This window comes from Paenibacillus sp. N3/727 (genome assembly GCF_022637315.1).
Classification (GTDB): Bacteria; Bacillota; Bacilli; order Paenibacillales; family Paenibacillaceae; genus Paenibacillus_AQ; species Paenibacillus_AQ uliginis.
This window is the reverse complement of record NZ_CP093336.1, coordinates 1922954-1942626: the sequence shown is the minus strand read 5'-3', so window position 1 is coordinate 1942626 and position 19673 is coordinate 1922954. Positions and strand designations below refer to the sequence as shown.

Here is a 19673-nt window from a genome sequence, read left to right as displayed (position 1 = left end):
CTTTACCTCTTCCTTGCTACAAACGCAACCCAGTCATCCTCACGGTACACATCCGCAATTTCAAAACCGGAAGAAGTCAGCGCTTGCTCAACAACATCGAATTTATTCTTATAAATACCGGAAGCAATATAGATACCTCCAGATTGTAAAGCCGCATAAACGTCATCCACAAACAGAAGAATAACTTCGGCCAATATATTAGCTACGACAACCTTTACTGGAAGCCTAACACCAAGATTCTCCAAGCCGCTTCCTTCTGTGATAACCGTAAGGAGATCACTCTCTTTAATCGTAATTCTGTCCTCCATACCGTTCAGGCGCGTGTTATCCTTCGCGCTGAGCACCGCCACCGGATCGAGATCCAGTGCAAGTACCTTGGAGGCGCCCAGATGAACCGCACCTATGGAAAGTATCCCAGAACCAGTACCGACATCGATAACTTCTTCACCGCCTTGGATTACGGAATCCAATGTGCGTAGGCAGAGGGAGGTCGTTGGGTGTGCACCTGTGCCAAACGCCATACCCGGATCAAGTTCAATAATCCGTTCATCGGCTGATTCAGGGGTATATTCCTCCCAGGTCGGCTTGATCGTTAGCCTCTCGGAGACACGAATCGGTTTAAAGTACTGTTTCCATGCCGTTGCCCAATCTTCTTCGTTTACCGTCTTGATCTCATAACGGACATCGCCTGTATCAATTCCGAACTCCGAAAGCTCCTCCACCCGCGGAGAGATTTCATTACGGATCTCTTCAAGGTTTACTTCTTCGGAAAAGTAGCCTTTTATGACCGCATGTCCTTCAGGAATATCATTGAAAGGAACATCCCCAAACCATTCACCATGAGGTGTATGCCGTTTCTTATTCAACGTACCGGACTCTTCAATCGAGACACCTCCGGCTCCAGCTTCATGCAAGAAGTTAGAAATCATTTCTACAGCTTCTTCTGTAGTATGTATCGTTAATTCATGCCATAACATATTTAGGTGATCCTCCTCGTTTTTACATAAGTAATATTGTACTATACTGAGGACCCCTGTTACAAAATTTAAGGATTAATTATTACATATACCCATCGTTGTCCCATAGAAAAAAAGAAAAACGTCTATCGACGTACCTCAAAGAAGACAGATCGTACTTAGCGGTAGTTTTTCTTGCGAGATAAGGATGCACTTTACTCCAATGTTTATTCTTTCTTATCTCTAAAAAACAAGGCCTCTACAGTGGACGCACTCCGCTGAAGAGACCTTTTGAACATCTGCCAAGAAGTGACTTGCGCACTTGCTATTTTTCGTTTTCGTTATCGTGATTATCAAACATCTCTTTGAGTTGCCGCTTGTCTGCTGCCTCACTGCGGCGCAGGGCCTCCACATCATCATGGTCGGCCTCTATAGCAGAAAACTCCACATCCTCCGCTTTTGCAGATTGGAGCGTAATGATTTTCTCGGTCTTATCTGCTATTCTTCCTTTCATCTTTCTACGCATTTAGCTCATTCTCCTTCCGCTGGATTATGCTACCTACACCATGCCTCCGGCATCTTCAATTATGCTCATTGCCTGATGGAATACATTCTCATCCAACACTACCGTAAGCAGAATATCCCGCCCATCCGGACCATCCTGACTTCCGTCACTCATGCCGCTCGCTGAAGGATCTACTGCACCTAATATTCCTGAGGAACGGTTGGTGAGTGAAGAGTTCAGGGTCATCGATGTCAAACTGACAATATCGCCCGTCATAGGGTGCATGGTATTGTTCAGTTCCCCACCCGGATATGCACTGAACCGGTCGATGGACATATCCGCAACTCTTAATGCCTGTAGCTTACGCGCCACACCTTGGGCTTCATCCGGGGTTTTGAAATACGCCAAAATATTTTTTTCAGTCACTATGCTCACCTGCGCTTTATCGTCTGAAATTGTTCCATCCGCTACTATACGGAACCTTTCCTAGCGTGCTTCATCCAGAGCCGTTTTATTCCGGGGCACGAGTAGCCCCGTACCTGAATCGTCTTCCAACATCCAGAGTAGGCTTGAATTAAAGGTAAAACAAAAAGCCCGGCCATTTCGGCCGAGCTTTAAGTCACAGCTATATTAATCCCCGCGGAAAGCTTTCTTCATACGGTCAAAAAAGGATTGCTCTTGCTCATGGGTCTGCTCTCCATCCAAGGATGCGAACTGACGCAGCAGTTCCTTCTGCTCTTCGCTCAGCTTGCTTGGCGTAATAACAACCACCTTCACATGCTGATCGCCCTGCCCAAGGCCGCGTAGACGCGGAACTCCTTTTCCTTTCAAGCGGAAGAAGGTGCCTGTTTGCGTGCCTGCCGGAATTTTCAGCTTTACCTTTTCAGTCAGCGTCGGGATTTCGATTTCGTCACCGAGTGCTGCCTGAGCAAAGGTAAGTGGTACTTCACAGTAGATATCGTCTCCTTCACGCTCGAAGAAGTCATGCGGTTTCACACGGATGACGATGTACAAGTCACCTGCCGGTCCTCCGCGCAGTCCACCTTCGCCTTCACCGGTCATGCGCAGTTGAGCACCGTCATCGACACCCGCTGGCACACGCACATGGATTTTACGCTGTTTCTTAACTTTACCGTTACCATGACAGGAGCTGCAGCGCTCCTTAATGATTTTGCCGGTGCCGTTACAATTGGAACAAGCACGCCGGTTCACCATGCGACCAAACGGCGTGTTCTGTGCAACCTCCTGCTGGCCGCTGCCGTGGCAGACACCGCAGGTTTGCGGTTTCGTACCCGGCTTTGCGCCGGAGCCGTCACAGGTATCGCACGTTTCCGTTCTCGGAATCGTAATATCTGTTTCTTTGCCGAAGACAGCCTCTTTGAACTCGACGGTCATCGTGTACTGCAGATCGTTCCCCCGCTGTGGTGCGTTCGGGTCACGGCGTCCACCGCCACCGAAGAACATATCGAAAATATCTCCAAATCCTCCGCCGAAGTCGCCGGAGAAACCACCGCCGCCCATTCCCTGGTTCGGATCTATGTGTCCGTATTGGTCGTAGCGCGCACGATTCTGGCTATCGCTCAATACGTCGTATGCCTCTTTAACTTCCTTGAATTTGGCTTCGGCATCATCGGCCTTGTTTACATCTGGATGATATTGACGCGCCATTTTTCGGTATGCCTTTTTAATTTCGTCATCCGATGCGTCCTTGCCAACGCCTAACACCTCGTAATAATCACGCTTTTCAGCCACGGTTCCACCCCATTCACTCATTACTCACAATGCTGGACAAAAGGAAAGTCAAAGTGCGGGATTCGCGCTTTGACTTTCCCTTGACTCAGGTCTATTCAGATTAACCTTACTTTTTATCCTCGTCAACAACCTCGTATTCAGCATCAACTACATTATCTTTCTTCGGAGCTTCTTGAGAAGCATCACCAGCTCCTCCAGCTTGTTCAGCTTGAGCTGCTTGCTCATACAGCTTCACAGACAATTGCTGAACAATTTGGGTCAACTCTTCGGTTGCAGTGTTGATCTCTTCCAGGTTATCGGATTCCAAAGCTTTTTTCACTTTTTCTTTCGCTTCGTTCGCTTTATCGATTTCGGAAGCGTCCACTTTATCGCCAAGATCCTTCAGCGTTTTTTCAGTAGTGTACACGAGCTGATCAGCATTGTTGCGAGCCTCAACGAGCTCTTTACGCTTACGGTCTTCTTCCGCATGAAGCTCGGCATCCTTCATCATTTGTTCTACTTCATCATCGCTCAAACCGCTCGAAGAAGTAATGGTGATTTTTTGGCTCTTACCTGTGCCTTTGTCCGTTGCCGACACGTTTACGATACCGTTAGCATCGATGTCGAAAGTAACCTCGATTTGCGGTACACCGCGTGGTGCTGGAGGAATATCTCCAAGCATGAAGCGTCCAAGAGTTTTGTTGCCCGCTGCCATTTGACGCTCACCTTGCAGAACGTGAATTTCAACGCTAGGCTGACTGTCTGCATAAGTCGAGAACACTTGGGACTTGCTTGTAGGAATCGTTGTGTTGCGTTCGATCATTTTGGTGAATACACCACCAGCCGTTTCGATACCCAGGGAGAGCGGAGTTACGTCGAGCAGAACGACGTCTTTTACATCCCCTGTCAAAACGCCGGCTTGAACAGCTGCACCAAGGGCAACCACTTCGTCCGGGTTAACACCTTTATGAGGCTCTTTACCGGTCAATTTCTTGATCGCTTCTTGAACAGCAGGGATACGAGTGGATCCACCCACAAGTACAATTTTGTGAATATCGTTAGGTGTCATACCTGAATCGCTAAGAGCTTGACGAGTTGGTCCGAGTGTACGTTCCACGAGGGACGCGGACAATTCTTCGAACTTCGCACGAGTCAGGTTTATTTCCAAGTGCTGAGGCACGCCGTCAGCCACAGTGATGAACGGAAGGGAAATGGTTGTTGTCAAAATACCGGACAACTCTTTCTTCGCTTTCTCAGCAGCATCTTTCAAACGCTGAACTGCAGCTTTATCTTTACTCAGGTCAATGCCTTGGTCTTTTTTGAATTCGGCAACCAGATAGTCAATGATTACTTGGTCAAAGTCATCACCGCCGAGGCTATTGTCACCACTTGTAGCTTTAACTTCAAAGAAGCCATCGCCGAGTTCCAAGATGGATACGTCAAACGTACCGCCACCAAGGTCATATACGAGGATCGTTTGATCTTCGGATTTCTCCATGCCGTAAGCAAGCGCTGCTGCTGTTGGCTCGTTAACAATACGCAGTACTTCAAGTCCAGCGATTTTACCGGCATCTTTTGTTGCTTGACGCTGGCTGTCATTAAAGTATGCAGGAACGGTAATAACGGCTTGGGTTACGGTTTGACCCAAATAAGCCTCGGCATCCGATTTCAGCTTTTGCAGAACGATAGCGGAAATTTCCTGAGGTGTAAATTCTTTTCCATCAATCGTTTCTTTATGGTTCGTACCCATATGACGCTTAATCGAGCTGATTGTACGGTCAGGGTTGGTGATCGCTTGACGCTTCGCTGTGTCACCGACAACGCGTTCGCCGTCTTTCTTAAAACCTACAACCGATGGGGTTGTGCGTGCGCCTTCCGGGTTCGGAATGACGACAGCTTCGCCGCCCTCCATTACCGCTACACAAGAGTTGGTAGTACCTAAGTCAATACCGATTACTTTGCTCATGAGATAATATCCTCCTTCATATTTCACACACTGAAAAGGGTGTGTGGTTCATTACAGTTATGATTTATTTAAAGTCGACAATGGATAAAGCCTATTACATGCTTACCTTAACCATAGCCGGTCGAAGCACCTTGTCTTTCAGCATATAGCCTTTTTGAACTTCCTCAACGACGATACCTTCCTCATAATCATCGCTCTCCACCTGCATGATCGCTTGGTGAAATTCAGGATTGAACGGTTGACCAACACTGTTCATAGCAGTTAGGCCTTCCGTATTCAACACCGTTTCAAGCTGACGGAAGATCATGCTTACACCTTTTGAGAATGACTCGAATTCCGGATTGTCCTCTGAAGCGGCTAGAGCGCGCTCAAAGTTGTCGAATACCGGCAAAAGCTCGGTAACCAACTTGGAAGAAGCATATTTAGCCAACTCTTCCTTTTCCTTTTGGGTGCGTCTACGGAAGTTGTCATAATCAGCTTGGACACGAAGGGTGCGCTGCTGATGTTCCGACATTTCATTTCTTAGCTTCTCTATTTCAGCCTGAAGGCCACCCTCTTCTGAGGAATCAACCTCTTGTGAAACATTCTCTTCGTTAGAAGACTCCTGCACCTCCGGATGTTCACCGGATTCCGATGCGGTATGAGTTTGCTCCATATTTTCTTCGTTTACTGTATCTTGTACTGTGTTTACTTTGTCTTTATTCAAGATGCCTTCCACCTCCTAATATTCATAACTCATATTTGTGTGTGAGTTCGGTATTACTCTTCGGAACTGCCTGTCTCCCTCATCTTAATCACATGATGAATGCGAAGAACAGCTGACGCTACTTCCCCTGCCGCACGGAGTCCATGAAGCTTAACAGGAGCTGGATCAACGATCCCTTTGTCCTCATAGCTGATAACCGCACCGGTATCACAGTCGATTCCCATGGAATCCGTCCCCAGGGAAATCTGAGCTGCACGTACTTCCTCCATTTTCTCCAATGGATTGTATCCTGCATTCAGCAATATTTGTGACATCGGCCGCCGCAGTGCCGTAGATACGGCTTCTATGCCAAATGCCTCCATACCCTTTTGGACTTCCCTGTGACGCTCCAACTCGTAGGAAACAGCGAGTTCGCTTGTCCCGCCTCCAGGGAGTACTCCGCCAGCAACAGCGGCTTGAAGAGCTGAAGCCGCGTCACAGGCGATACGGGCTGCCTCACCGACAACTTCTGACGTGCTGGCGCCGACAATAACGGTCACAACCCGCTCTCCAGCATCGCTACCCTGAAGGCGAACACGCTCCAGAGTTTCATCATACGCAGCTCGAGGAGTATAACCGAGAATCGACATTAATTGTTCTGGATCTTTATGTAGCGCCGCCCGGCGTACCGGTACAGCCCCTGTCATGTCGCAGACCCGGCGGATATCGGTCCGTGAAATACGGGGAACGACCATAATTCCGTGATCCAGACAAAACTGCTCAGCGTCTGGATGAATTCCTTTTTCCAACAGAATTAGTTTAACAGACAATTCCGACAGACGCGCCAAGTCAGAAGCAAACACTTTACGCAGATCCATGTATCTGGCGAATCCAGCTTCAGTGGTCAGTACCTCTTCATCGAGCTCATCGGGCTCCAGAGAATCCAGCAGCACAAGCACTTTTGCATCGTTATACTCCTGCTGTTCCCGGGAGAACAAAGGCTTCTGCCGGAGCAGTATTCCCTCGAACACCTCATTCTCCGCTTTTTCAAGCGCGATAATACTGCTGGCAAGCGAATAAGATGGGTCCCTTAAACGGTCAATTCCCGCTTTATAGGCGGCCTGCATGACCAGATCCACCATATCCCGGCGTTCACGTCCGGCTACAAAAGCCGTTCGTTCCAGCAGAGGGTCGTCCAGACCATCTATTACCCGTACCCGATTGGATAGAAAACGAAGCGCCATATCAACGCCTTGTCTCATGCCCTCCACGACCTTCGATGCCGGAACACCTCGGACAATTTGCGCTACGCCTTCTTGAACCAATGCTCCTGCAAGTACGGTGGCGGTTGTAGTACCGTCCCCGATCTTCTCTTGCTGAGCACGAGCCACTTGAATGAGAAGGCGAGCTGCCGGATGAGTTACATCCATTTTATCCAAAATGGTTACCCCATCGTTCGTGATCACAACCTCACCGCGGGGCCCAACCAGCATGACATCAAGCCCTTTGGGGCCAAGTGTTCCCTCAACGGCAGATGTGACAGCCCGAACCGCATTGCTGTTGTTAATCAGCGTGGAATGGCGTTCATCACCATCTCCATGCGGCTGTTGTCCTTGGCTCATCACTCTCACTCCCTTATTTATACCAGTGTGACAGTAATCTTGTCAGATCATGCGAAAGGATATTCAATATCCCGATCACACGGGCGTATTCCATTCGTGTAGGCCCTAATATACCGATCGTTCCAAGCGCTTTGCCATTAGCAGAATAGGTTGCAGTGATCAAGCTGCAATTCGCAATGGCTTCGTGGTCGTTCTCCGTACCGATGCGTACCTGAATGCCATTCTCTCCTGGCACCGGGGTCATCATTTTCATCAGAGTCGGTGTTTGCTCGAGCAGTTCAAAAATGTTCCGTACCTTATCTACATCCTTGAACTCCGGTTGATTGAGCATATTGGTTGTTCCACTCAAATACACCTTCTGGTCCTGTTCCTTACTATCCAGTGCAACTTCAAGCACACTCATTAATTCCTCATAGTGATCGATGTGCCGCTGCATTTCCTGACCTAATTCGGAGTACAGACGGGTCTTTAACTTGTACAGAGGCACATTTGCCAATTTACTGTTCAAAAGGTTGACCACTTGCTCCATTTCCGATACGGATACACCTGGCGGAATACTAACGGTTTTGTTCTCTACCTGCCCGGTGCTCGTTACAATAATAGCTACGGCTGTATTATCGTCCAAAGGAAGAAGTTGGAAATGACGCAAAGACGTATGAAAAACTTCCGGTCCCAGTAGGATGGAAGTGTAATTCGTCATCTGTGACAAAATACCGGCCGCATGCTGAATCATTTGCTCCATAGCATTCAGCTTCTCGGCAAAAAATGCTTTCATCAACTGCAGTTCGGAAGGATTCAACGAAAACGACGACGTAAGGTGATCTACATAGTAACGATATCCCTTATGCGAAGGAATACGTCCTGCTGAAGTGTGAGGCTGTTCCAAAAAACCAAGGTCCTCCAAATCAGCCATCTCATTACGAATCGTCGCAGGGCTGTAGCCCACATCTCCACGTTTAGAAATGCTCCTTGATCCAACCGGCTCTGCCGAACGGATATAGTCATCGACGATCGCACTCAAAATCATGCGTTGACGATCTGTTAACATGTCGCTCCCTCCTTGCTGACTGCATGTTTTTCCATATCGTTAGCACTCATCATCATCGAGTGCTAACCGCTATAACAAAAATACCAAACCGACCAGAGTATTGTCAAGTCAGTTCGACATCTTAAGAAGAGCTATTTCAGTGCAGGCGTAGATCTTTGGAATAGTGAATGCTGGTTTGGGAATATTCCGTCATTTTGTTGAGACAGTAACAGAATATTCAAAGCTTTATTACGAGTTCTGTGTTAATATGCTTTCTAGGTAAAATTTACTATATAGAAGGCGGGTATATATGACTAAACCATTTAAGATTTTACTCTCATCTGTAAGCTGCTTCATTTTTTTATTTGTTACTTTACTTTCTGCAACAACGGTCAGCGCAGCCGCAAATGATATGAAAAACGCAAAAGTTTCTGAAGAAATAGCCATTTTCCTGGATGGACAATTTTTAATATCTAAGCAAAAGGCTTATACCTTCGAAAAAATTAAAAATAGTGGAGCTTACGTTCCCGTAAAGTTATTATCAAAAATTAAAAATGTTAATGTTGTCTACGGCCAAACGATATCCGTGAAATCGCCAAAAGGCACGTACGAAATTAATAAGACCAACTCCTTGGTTTATGAAGGTACTACCTATGTTACTTTCAAAAAGTTCCTCAGTGTATCCGGATTATCAGGAGAATACTTACCTAAGCCTAATGCTATTTTTTTATGGAGTCATCCTGATGGAAAAGCAAAAACGGATGCAATAATCAATAATTCAAACACGGCACCTTCACATTTGCGATCCTATTTAGGAGATAAGGTGTTTGTATACAAAGGAAATCAGACTGGTTGGATTACTGAGGTGAAGTCAGCTGGTTATGGTATAACGGATGTACAAATCACTCTCAATAATGGAAAAGTAATAAACGAGTCAATCTTAGACGACTATGCCCCTGACAGTTTTTGTTTATACGCTCATTATCTTCTCGTTACAACAAACTTGAGCGGACAAAACTATTGGGCAAATAAAAATACTTTACCATCCTCAAACCCTCTTTATCACTTGGAAAAAGTATATTTCACCTCGGTGAAAATTAAAGATCAAAATATCGTTATTACAGCTAAACGAGCAAGCGGTAAAATGGTTTCATTCAAATTACCAATCAGTGAAGGGCTTACGGAACGATTAGAAACTGGTTTTTACACCAAAGATCCGAAAAAAGTATTTCCGAAATGGCCATCCTCTATATGGCAAAAAATCACCCAACAAAAGGTTTCCATAGGCATGACCCGGGAGCAAGTTATTCTTTCCTGGGGATATCCGGATGACAGCAATTCTTATACCAGCTCCTATTCTGATATGGATCAATGGATATATGGGGATACCTACTTGCATTTTTATGACGGAGTTCTTGGGTCTTGGTCAGATTATTAAAAAATAGAGATGTCACAAAAGTAGTTTTTAGATTAAGGCAATCGGGATATTATTCAGAAAAAAACGGCAGGCCCTCCGAGGATTCATCCTTGGGTGGCCTGCTTTGGTTTTGTGTACCTGGCTTCAACGGAGAAGGCGGAATCATGCTGAAGAAACGAAGTGGTCCCCTTTATCACCGGATTTCACCATTCTATCCATTCTGAAGAAATCTGGGGATAACAGGGATCAGAAGGATGATCCGCATGCGTAGTGCTGTATATTCACTACAATAAAAGATTTGGTAATTGGCTGGAGAGGTGTAGATGCGGAAGGTGAACTTTGGTTTATAGGAGAATTACAGTTATTGAAGAACGTATTTACCTGAGCCCACGTATTTATTTGTTTTCGGATTCCAAGTAAATATCCCTACCGCAGTATCCCATCCACCTTCGAGTTTATGATTTTTCCAAAGCTGATATACTTTACCCTGTTTATCAATTTGAACATCAATATCGCCCATTACTTTAAGAACTTGTTTTAATGTTCCGTCTTTGTAACGATAAACATACATTTGAGTGTTTGAAGGGAAATAAGTGGCGGTAAGGGCAACATGCTTCTCTTTAGCAGTCACCGAGTAAATCTGGATATTGTAATCTTCATAACCTTCTTCATCTGAAATCCCTGTATTGATCAGCACAATAATACCTTTGGAATTAATGAAATAAAAGTTGCCCGAGTTCGTCAAAATAAAAGATTCCTGTTTCTTGTCTGAGTTCACGTCCGCCGTTTTGATCAATCTTATAGTTTCATTGGGATACTTCTTCTTAAGAATATCCTGGGGTTTTAAAGACTGAGCGTTCGTAACTGGGATATTCAACCATGAGACAAGAAACATAAATGCCAATGACCATGTAAAAATCTTTGTTTTCATATTAGCCCCCCTTATGTATTAGAGTTATTCTACCAGATGATTGTGATTGATCCCATGAAAAAAGGCTGTCCTGAAAATATCGGACAACCCATTTATAAATGGCCGGTTATTTTATTTGATTTTACTATAGTTAGTTCATCAATTTCAGAACCGCTATTTCATCACAGGCGTGCTGTTTTTTGCAGTGAATGCAGTCCGTCCACACCTTCTCGGGGAAAATCTCTTTTTCCACCACGGCAAAGCCGTTTTTAATAAAAAAAGAAACCTCATATGTCAAAGCCATCACCTTCGGGATTTCTCTGCGTTTGGCCTCGGCCATAAGAGAATCCACCAGCATGGAGCCGATTCCCTTACCTTTATAACCTTCGGAAATGCCAAGAGAACGTATCTCCACGAGATCACTTCCGAGCTGACATAAAGATCCGCAGCCAATGACCGTTCCGTCCCATTCGGCTACGACAAACTCTTCAATCTGCTTCTCCAGCACATTCCGCGACCGGGGCAGCATGATTCCTTTTTCCGCATATCCCTGAATCATCTGGTACAGAGGTTCTACATCCTCTACTCTCGCTTTTCTGCATACGGCCGGCATTTCTCTTTCTCCCCTTTATACGCTCCGTTATATTATGAATAAATATACAACAGAGCGTATAGAAGTTCAATAGATTAATTACCTGACAAACTGCCTATAAATTCAGCAAATACTTCATTGCCGAACAATATTCCCTGTTCACTCAGTTTATAGCCATCATCTGTCGCATCCAGCAATCCTGCATTAACCATCTTATGAAGCGGACGCGCAAAGACAACGTCCAGCGAAGTGTTAAATTGCTGCTCAAAGCGACTGCGGGAAATACCGTCAAGCACCCGTAAACCGACCATCAGGAAATCCTCCATCGCTTCCTCAGGGGAAATATCGTAGCTATCGAGACGCGGAAGACCGCTTTTTACAGCTTCAACATAAGGATTGACTCCTTTAATGTTCATATGGCGCTGACGACCAACATAACCATGAGCGCCTGCTCCAAGACCATAGTAGTCCTCATTTAACCAATAGGTCATATTATGCTTGCTTTCGAAGCCCGGTTTGGCAAAGTTACTGATTTCATACTGTTTGTAACCCGCCTCTTTCATCCGGTTCATAAGCAGAAGGTACATATTCAGCTCAGCTTCTTCATCCGGAAGAGGCAGCTGATTTTTCTGGTACAAGGTATGGAACAGCGTGTTCTCTTCTACCTTCAAGCTGTATATGGAGTAATGGGGTAATCCCAGTTCCAGAGCCTTTGTAACACTCTCTGACAGCATGTCCACCGTCTGGTTCGGCAGCCCAAACATAAGATCAATCGACATATTGTCAAACCCGGCTTTTTTAGCATTTTCAAGACTGCGGTAAACGTCATCCGTATTATGAATACGACCTATACCAGTCAGCAGATCGTTCTGAAACGCCTGCACACCAAAACTGATACGGTTTACACCGCCTTCTCGCATGACAAACAGTTTCTCCAGATCCGTCGTTCCAGGATTGGCCTCCATGGAAAATTCAATGTTATTATCCCATTCAGGAAAATGATCACGTACAGTCTTCAGAAAATACTCCATTTCCTTCGCCTTCAAAACCGTTGGGGTTCCGCCCCCCACAAAGATACTCTTGATCACTCCCGGTGGAGATGCCTTAACGGTCATTTCCATTTCGCGTTCAAGCGCCTGCAAATAATCCATGACAGGCTGACCCTTTAGAACATACGAGTTAAAATCACAGTAGAAACATTTATTCGTACAAAACGGAATGTGAACATATACAGCCTCAGTACGCTTGCTGTTTCCGTTTATAAATGGCGTCGTCATAATGAACCTCCCTTGCTTAGCCCTGCTCATAAGCTGTTAGCTTAATACTTTATATCATAATTTTAAAACTTCTTAATCATGAAAGAAAAGGAAAGCCTGATCGGCTTTCCTCTCGTAATCCCTCTGTATCTGTTCAGCATTCGAAATAACCTTAGTTGTCGTCGATTTTGAGAACCGCCATGAACGCTTCCTGAGGTACCTCAACACTGCCGACCTGCTTCATCCGCTTCTTACCTTCCTTCTGCTTCTCAAGCAGTTTCCGTTTACGCGAGATATCGCCACCATAGCATTTGGCAAGAACGTTTTTACGCATCGCCTTAACGGTTTCACGGGCCACAATCTTTGTTCCGACAGATGCCTGAATCGGCACCTCGAACATCTGACGTGGGATCAGCTCTCGTAGCTTTTCACATATAGCCCGGCCGCGATGAAATGCGCGATCACGGTGCACGATGAAGGACAAAGCATCCACCTGCTCAGAATTGAGCAGAATGTCCATTTTGACCAGATTTGAAGTCCGGTATCCAGACAGTTCATAGTCAAACGAAGCATAGCCCCTCGTGCTGGACTTTAACTGATCAAAGAAATCGTACACGATTTCTGAGAGCGGTATCTCATAAGTAAGCGTAACGCGTGTCGTATCAAGGTATTCCATGTTGACGAACTCACCGCGTTTATTCTGACACAGCTCCATGATCGCACCAACAAAGTCGTTAGGCACAATGATGGCCGCCTTGACATAAGGCTCTTCCACATAATCGACCTTACCAACCTCCGGATAATGCGACGGGTTATCGATCTGAATCTGCTCCCCGTTCGTCAAGGTGATACGGTAAATAACGCTTGGTGCCGTCGTAATCAGCGGAATGTTAAATTCACGCTCGATACGTTCCTGGATAACATCCATATGCAGCAGACCCAAAAATCCGCAGCGGAACCCAAAGCCCAATGCACTGGAAGTCTCCGGCTCGAAACTGAGCGACGCATCGTTTAGCTGAAGCTTTTCAAGTGCTTCACGCAAATCGTTGTAATCTGATGTTTCGATTGGATACAGCCCACAGAACACCATCGGGTTGATTTTACGATAACCTGGAAGCGGTTCAGCCGTAGGTTTTTTGGCATCGGTAACCGTGTCACCGACCTGAGTATCTCCTACATGCTTGATTCCTGCCACGATAAATCCTACATCGCCCACCTGCAGCTCATCCACGATAGTCATCCGCGGCTTGAACGCGCCAACTTCGATGACCTCGAATGATTTTCCGGTAGCCATCATCTTGATCTTAGATCCAGCTTTAATGCTGCCATCAATAACGCGAACGTAAACAATAACCCCTTTGTATGGGTCATAGTGCGAGTCGAAGATAAGCGCTTTAAGTGGTTCCTCGGAATTACCAGTAGGTGCTGGCACCTGCTTGACAACCTGTTCCAAAATCTCTTTAATCCCGATACCTGCTTTTGCGGAAGCCAAAACGGCTTCACTCGTGTCGAGACCGATAACATCTTCTACCTCTTGCTTCACACGATCAGGATCTGCACTCGGCAGGTCGATTTTGTTGATGACCGGTAAGATTTCAAGGTTATTGTCTAGGGCCAAATACACGTTAGCCAGCGTCTGGGCTTCGATGCCCTGAGCGGCATCCACAACGAGCAGCGCGCCTTCACAAGCCGCCAAACTCCGTGATACCTCATACGTAAAGTCAACGTGCCCCGGGGTGTCGATGAGATTCAAAATATAATCCTCACCATCATCCGCACGGTAGTTCAGATGAACAGCCTGCAGCTTGATCGTGATCCCCCGCTCCCGCTCTAGGTCCATTTGGTCAAGAACCTGCTCTTGCATTTCACGGGAAGTCAAGGCACCGGTGAACTCCAATATACGGTCTGCCAATGTCGATTTTCCATGGTCTATATGTGCAATGATACAGAAATTACGAATTTTTTGTTGTCTTACTTGTACGTCAGTCATGCCTTACCCCCAACAACCACCAGATGTTTGAATCAATTTATTATAACAGTTGGTTGTGTACACAGCAATGGCAAGTACTTTTTACATTCAATCCGTGATAGAACCGAACATGGAAACCACCCAGCGGATGCTTTGATTCGAGAGCTGCTGAAGGAGTCCCGCTGTTTTGTCGGCAAGTACGTCTGCCGGCGGCTTTGAACTTTCCGGCAGCAAAATGTCACGCGGGGTGGGTTCAAATTTTGGCTGTTCCTCCTCTGTATAACGGTCATCCACCTGTTCAGCAGTTTCCCTTGCCGATGCTTGGGAGGCTGCATCTTGCGCTTTATGATCAAGAGCCGGAAGGTCACCCTGACCTTGCTGAGCCTGCTGAACCTGCCTGGACGTTCCTTTTTGAACCATAGGTCCTTCCATCCCGCCCAGCTGCATACCTATAAGTACACCGATTCCGGCCCAAATTACGATAGCGATCAACTTTTTTCCGGCTCTTGACATCTTTTCTCCCCCTTGATTCTTTATATATCAGGACTGTTTACTGTTCTTCTGAACCGTTACTGTTTCGTTCTCGGTTGTTGCCTTCGTCCCGTCTTTCTTGTTCATTACGCTTGCTTTTTGAGCTTTCTGATCTTGCCAGTACACTTCTGCAATCATATCGGCAAGCAATTCGGCTGTACGCTGTAATTCTTCCTTCGTGCTGTCAATACCGCCGATTTCTATTAAAATACTGTTCGGTGACAGGGATTGATTGTACTCCCCATTACCTTGGTCCGCCGATTTTCCCCACACGCCGCGGGATACCCCAGGATAGGATTTCTCCAGCAGTTGATTGATTTTGCTTGCAAACTCTTCATTTTCACGCCAGTTCTTATTCGCATGCCCGATAATAAAATACACCTGTGCGTAATTGACTCCGTTGATCGTCGTTGTTGTCTTGCTGTGGCGCTGAGAATCCCGATGGATATCTATCAGGTAAGAAAGCTCTTCGTTCTGGGAAAGGGCCGACTTAACCGTCTGACGTGAATATTTATAGGAATAATTCCAGTTATAATCCGGTACGCTGCTCTGGTAATCACTCTTATCGTGAACCGTTCCAATGCCTTTCGCTTCAAGCCTTTTCGCTACCATATTGCCCACCAGCATAATATTTTTGTTCGGTGAAGAAGATCCCGGATTGCTACTCTGCTTCTCCAGCAGTGGATTGAACGCTTCCTGCGGATGAGAATGGTAAATAAATACGTTCTTTTTAGCTGAGTCTGTTCCAGTCTTTCCATTTTTATTAGTACTCCCAGGGCTGCTTTCAGACGGTGGTTTCACCGGAACTTTCTCTGTCTTTCCAGGTACAGTAGCTTCCGGCTTCTCCTCAGGTTCTGTTGGGGAGTGATCCGGCCGGTAATCTGCCGGTGCTTCCCCTTGCTCGTTACCTGAACCGATCCTGAGAGGGACCGGCTGATTTGTCTTCATGCCCGGCACCTCACCAGCCAGAAGGCTTTTGGGATCCCTTGGATTCACGCTAGTCAAAAGTTCAAATACGAACGGAGTTATTTTTTCTGCAGACAGAGTGGACGATTCCTTTTCCAATGCCATATGCGGCATTTCCATTCCAATCAGGTCGATAAAAAAACGGCTGGACAGTGATGCAGCCAATCCCTTCATGGAAGAGACCGGAGAAGTGTTCAGACCTTTCTCTGCCATCCCCCCGAGTCCCAGCAATAAGAAAAACAGAAGAGACCCTAGCATCAGCAGCACCAACGTTCGTCCCATGCTTAAACCTTCCATAACCTTTCGTTTCAATCTGGCAATGTTCCAGATACGAAATTTTCGATTGTTCATATCGATGTCCTCCTCCGTTAACGGAAATACAACAAGCTTTGACTGCTTGTCCCGCGACTCTGTAATCTCTTATATTTCAAATCTATGAACGGAGAAGAATCGATAGAACGTATAAACGAAATTCCTTTCAAAATATAATAGAATGCAAAAAGGCTGCCCCAAGGTTCTGTTCAAGAACTTTGGAGCAGCCATATGGTTTGATATGTTTATATTGGTTGTGAATGCCCATAGCAGCCAGGCGTTCTTTCTACCAATAATCTAGTGTGTGTATGCACCAGCATTGCCAGGATCAACCGCTTCGTGCAGTGCAGCATTCAGACCGCTTGCCACGATGTTGGCGATATCCTCGATAAACTCGTCAATCTCTTTCGGCGTGACAATGAGGTCGTGACCAAGCGGCTCCAGCACCTCTTTCACTAAAGCCAGACGCTCATTCTCCGGGATCTCATTAAGCATACCCATAATCTGACCGGTCTCTGGCGCTCCCTTGCCAAAATGATCCTTCATCAGCTCGATCGCATTGTTCACAATCGTTGATGCATAGCATACGGTTGGAACACCGATAGCTATACAAGGTACGCCAAGAATTTCTTGGGTCAGACCCTTCCGCTTGTTGCCGATGCCAGACCCCGGATGGATGCCGATATCTGCGATTTGGATCGTTGTATTTACCCGTTCCAGTGATCGGGAAGCCAGCGCATCAATCGCTACAATGGCATCCGGACGCGTCCGTTCAACGATGCCGTGGACGATTTCGCTCGACTCAATTCCAGTCAACCCGAGCACACCAGGTGCTACGGCACTAACCTGGCGATATCCAGGTGACACCCGGTCCGGCATCAATTCAAAATAATGACGGGTTACCATAACATTTTCAACGACGAGTGGACCTAGTGAATCCGGGGTTACATTCCAATTGCCAAGTCCAACGATCAGGATGGAAGCATTTTTACCGATACCAATACGCTGGATGAAATCCTCAAACTCGCGGGCGAACACCGATGCCACCTGCTCCTGCAACCCGGTATCTCCATTTCGCAAATCAGGTACTTCAAGTGTTACATAGTGTCCCTTGACTCTTCCAATCCTTTGGGAGGCAGCTTCATTTTGAACATCAAGTCGGGTAATCTTGATTCCATCCTCCTGCTTAACGTCTTCCAAAACTCCTGAAATCGGCGGAGCTTCAGAGCCGGAGACAAGCTCTCTCGATTCAACCGCCAAATCCGTTCGAACCGAATAACGCTGCAAATCTAATTCCATGCTGATTCACTCTCCTGCATCATAATAATGGTAGTGTGCTGGAGTTGGACAAGGATTATGCAGAAGTCTTTTTCAAAAAAAGAAAGTTATATTTTTCGCAGAAGGTGCATTTTCGGCTTTTGAGAAAGTAGGCGAAGTCGTTTCTACTTGGTATTGCTTTTTGTACCCCCCCATGCTAAAATATTTTAAGTTGTGAAACATTTCGCTCTATTGAAATGCCTTACAGGAGGTGAATGTAATGCCAAACATTAAATCCGCGGTTAAACGCGTCAAAACGAACGACAAACGCCATGCACTCAACATTTCCCAAAAATCCGCACTTCGCACAGCAGTTAAGAACGCTGACGTAGCGCTGACTGGTACGGAGGTTGAAACTGCTAAAGCTGCTTTCCAAGCCGCTTCCCAAAAGCTTGACAAAGCCGTTACGAAGGGCCTGATCCATAAAAATGCGGCTGCCCGCAAGAAGTCCCGTCTGGCGAAAAGACTGAACGCTCTTACTTCCCAAGCGTAAGATTGCGTTTCTGAATAAGAAATGGAAAACCCTGGACAGCCTAAGCTGATCAGGGTTTTTTGATTGTTCAGGAGAGTATATACTTTTTTAGAGTCTGCTTCCCTGAAGTACGTAGATAGGCGATTTCTAATGTGTAGCTGTTAGGGCTTTAAGCCCCGAGCCGAAGTAAAAACAACTCCAGTCCCAAGACTTTGTCCACTCCACCTGTCTTCATCTTGTAATCCAAATCTCCCAGATGATTCAGTATGTTTTCCAAACGGGAAGTTTCGAATTTCCGTGCCTGCTCCCCGGCAATCTTTACAGCATACGGATGCAGACCAATCTGCGAAGCAATCTGCTGCTGGGAGTAGCTCTGTTTAGATAAAGTCTTCACCTGTAAAATAATCCGGAACTGTCTCGTGATGAGAGCGGCTATTTTAATCGGTTCCTCACGTTGCTTCAGCAGCTCATAGAATATTGATAACGCCTTATCAATCCGAAGATTCGCGATATCCTCCACCAGAGCAAACACATTTTGCTCCGTGCTTCGGGCCACCATATGATCCACAGTTGCCTCATCCACCGTTCCGCCGGCTCCGGCGTACAGACACAGCTTATCGATTTCCCCAGCAAGGGTCTGTAGGCCCGTGCCTGCGTTGCGGACGAGTGCCTCTGCGGCTCCCGGACCAAATGAGCAGTTCTGTACTGAGGCCTGCTTGTCCACCCATCTTAACAATTCCTCCCCGCCGAGAGGCATAAAAGCAAGAGTCGTTCCTACCTTCTTAACAGCCTTCACTACTTTTTTGCGCTCATCGAGCTTTTCATGCTGAACCATAAACACAACAACACTGTAATCCGCCGGATTATCTAAATATTCTAACAGCGCCTCTACTCTATGCTCAATTTTGCTGCTATCTTTACCAGCCGTAAACAGGGAAGTATCTCTTACAAAAACCAGCTTTCTCGGCACCATAAAAGGTACGGTTTCCGCTTCCTCAACTACAGCCTGTATAGGTACTTCCCCCAGATCCATATGAATCAGGGCAAAATCCTTGTCTTCTTTAGTTAACAGCTGCGATTCCAATAACGCAGCGAATTCATTCATTTGATATTTCTCACTGCCGTAAAGCAGGTAAACGGAGGATACCTCCCCCTGCTTGACCGCCTTTGCTGCTGCTTTGGCATCCATCCTGTGTTTCCCCCTTCTCTTTCTTTGTACACTATACCAAAAAAGCTGCCCTTAAAGCGAGAGCGGGCCTTCTTCATCTCTTAACAGAAACGTCTATCGACGTACCTCAAAGAAGACACACCACATTTAGGGCTAGTTTTTTTCGAGATAAGGATGCACTTTAATCCGATGTTTATTCTTTCTTATCTCATAGCAAAAGGACCTCGGCGCGTTGGCTGCGAGGTCCTTTTGTCCCAACATCTATATAAAC

At 46.2% G+C, this 19673-nt stretch carries 18 protein-coding genes; 2 read left to right on the top strand and 16 right to left on the bottom strand.

Features of this window, described 5'->3' with window-relative positions; genetic code table 11:
- Positions 1-2: 2 nt before the first annotated feature.
- The 8 genes from prmA to hrcA all read right to left on the bottom strand — a co-directional run bounded on the left by prmA (position 3) and on the right by hrcA (position 8513).
- The gene (prmA, locus tag MNQ98_RS08475) at positions 3-977 is read right to left on the bottom strand and encodes a 50S ribosomal protein L11 methyltransferase (protein ID WP_241932784.1); all 975 of its coding nucleotides are present in this window, start codon (positions 975-977) and stop codon (positions 3-5) included.
- 304 nt (positions 978-1281) lie between these two features.
- Positions 1282-1482: a YfhD family protein gene (locus tag MNQ98_RS08470; protein WP_241932783.1), complete on the bottom strand. Its 201-nt coding sequence runs from the start codon at positions 1480-1482 to the stop codon at positions 1282-1284.
- Positions 1483-1515: 33 nt separating this feature from the next.
- Positions 1516-1887 carry a hypothetical protein gene (locus tag MNQ98_RS08465; protein WP_208915114.1) on the bottom strand — a complete coding sequence of 124 codons (372 nt, stop codon included), beginning with the start codon at positions 1885-1887 and terminating at the stop codon, positions 1516-1518.
- Positions 1888-2091: 204 nt separating this feature from the next.
- Positions 2092-3213: a molecular chaperone DnaJ gene (gene dnaJ, locus MNQ98_RS08460; protein ID WP_277883733.1), complete on the bottom strand. Its 1122-nt coding sequence runs from the start codon at positions 3211-3213 to the stop codon at positions 2092-2094.
- A gap of 106 nt (positions 3214-3319) precedes the next feature.
- Positions 3320-5158 carry a molecular chaperone DnaK gene (dnaK, locus tag MNQ98_RS08455; RefSeq protein WP_241932781.1) on the bottom strand — a complete coding sequence of 613 codons (1839 nt, stop codon included), beginning with the start codon at positions 5156-5158 and terminating at the stop codon, positions 3320-3322.
- A 94-nt stretch (positions 5159-5252) separates the two neighbouring features.
- Complete coding sequence (grpE, locus tag MNQ98_RS08450; RefSeq protein WP_241932780.1) at positions 5253-5864, bottom strand: nucleotide exchange factor GrpE; 612 nt, start codon at positions 5862-5864, stop codon at positions 5253-5255.
- A 53-nt stretch (positions 5865-5917) separates the two neighbouring features.
- A complete protein-coding gene (locus MNQ98_RS08445) occupies positions 5918-7465 on the bottom strand; it encodes a TCP-1/cpn60 chaperonin family protein (protein WP_241932779.1) in 1548 nt (515 codons plus the stop codon).
- A gap of 13 nt (positions 7466-7478) precedes the next feature.
- The gene (gene hrcA / locus MNQ98_RS08440) at positions 7479-8513 is read right to left on the bottom strand and encodes a heat-inducible transcriptional repressor HrcA (RefSeq protein WP_241932778.1); all 1035 of its coding nucleotides are present in this window, start codon (positions 8511-8513) and stop codon (positions 7479-7481) included.
- 289 nt (positions 8514-8802) lie between these two features.
- On the opposite strand from hrcA, the gene MNQ98_RS08435 reads away from it, so the two are divergent.
- Positions 8803-9930 (top strand): hypothetical protein, encoded by a 1128-nt coding sequence (locus tag MNQ98_RS08435; RefSeq protein WP_241932777.1) that lies wholly within the window; start codon positions 8803-8805, stop codon positions 9928-9930.
- A 340-nt stretch (positions 9931-10270) separates the two neighbouring features.
- Here the strand turns inward: MNQ98_RS08435 and MNQ98_RS08430 are convergent, their stop codons facing one another.
- From MNQ98_RS08430 to gpr, 7 genes are all read right to left on the bottom strand, one after another.
- Complete coding sequence (locus MNQ98_RS08430) at positions 10271-10840, bottom strand: hypothetical protein (protein ID WP_241932776.1); 570 nt, start codon at positions 10838-10840, stop codon at positions 10271-10273.
- 130 nt (positions 10841-10970) lie between these two features.
- Positions 10971-11432, bottom strand: coding sequence for an N-acetyltransferase (locus MNQ98_RS08425; protein WP_241932775.1), 462 nt, complete (start codon positions 11430-11432; stop codon positions 10971-10973).
- 74 nt (positions 11433-11506) lie between these two features.
- Positions 11507-12688 carry a radical SAM family heme chaperone HemW gene (hemW, locus tag MNQ98_RS08420; RefSeq protein ID WP_241932774.1) on the bottom strand — a complete coding sequence of 394 codons (1182 nt, stop codon included), beginning with the start codon at positions 12686-12688 and terminating at the stop codon, positions 11507-11509.
- 151 nt (positions 12689-12839) lie between these two features.
- A complete protein-coding gene (gene lepA / locus MNQ98_RS08415) occupies positions 12840-14657 on the bottom strand; it encodes a translation elongation factor 4 (RefSeq protein ID WP_241932773.1) in 1818 nt (605 codons plus the stop codon).
- Between the two features lie 87 nt (positions 14658-14744).
- Complete coding sequence (locus tag MNQ98_RS08410; RefSeq protein WP_241932772.1) at positions 14745-15149, bottom strand: hypothetical protein; 405 nt, start codon at positions 15147-15149, stop codon at positions 14745-14747.
- Between the two features lie 27 nt (positions 15150-15176).
- A complete protein-coding gene (locus tag MNQ98_RS08405) occupies positions 15177-16484 on the bottom strand; it encodes a stage II sporulation protein P (RefSeq protein ID WP_241932771.1) in 1308 nt (435 codons plus the stop codon).
- A 258-nt stretch (positions 16485-16742) separates the two neighbouring features.
- Positions 16743-17744: a GPR endopeptidase gene (gpr, locus tag MNQ98_RS08400; RefSeq protein ID WP_208915125.1), complete on the bottom strand. Its 1002-nt coding sequence runs from the start codon at positions 17742-17744 to the stop codon at positions 16743-16745.
- Between the two features lie 238 nt (positions 17745-17982).
- On the opposite strand from gpr, the gene rpsT reads away from it, so the two are divergent.
- Positions 17983-18255 (top strand): 30S ribosomal protein S20, encoded by a 273-nt coding sequence (gene rpsT, locus MNQ98_RS08395; protein ID WP_208915126.1) that lies wholly within the window; start codon positions 17983-17985, stop codon positions 18253-18255.
- A gap of 148 nt (positions 18256-18403) precedes the next feature.
- On the opposite strand, the gene holA is transcribed toward rpsT, so the two are convergent.
- Positions 18404-19423: a DNA polymerase III subunit delta gene (holA, locus tag MNQ98_RS08390; protein WP_241932770.1), complete on the bottom strand. Its 1020-nt coding sequence runs from the start codon at positions 19421-19423 to the stop codon at positions 18404-18406.
- Positions 19424-19673 lie beyond the last annotated feature (250 nt).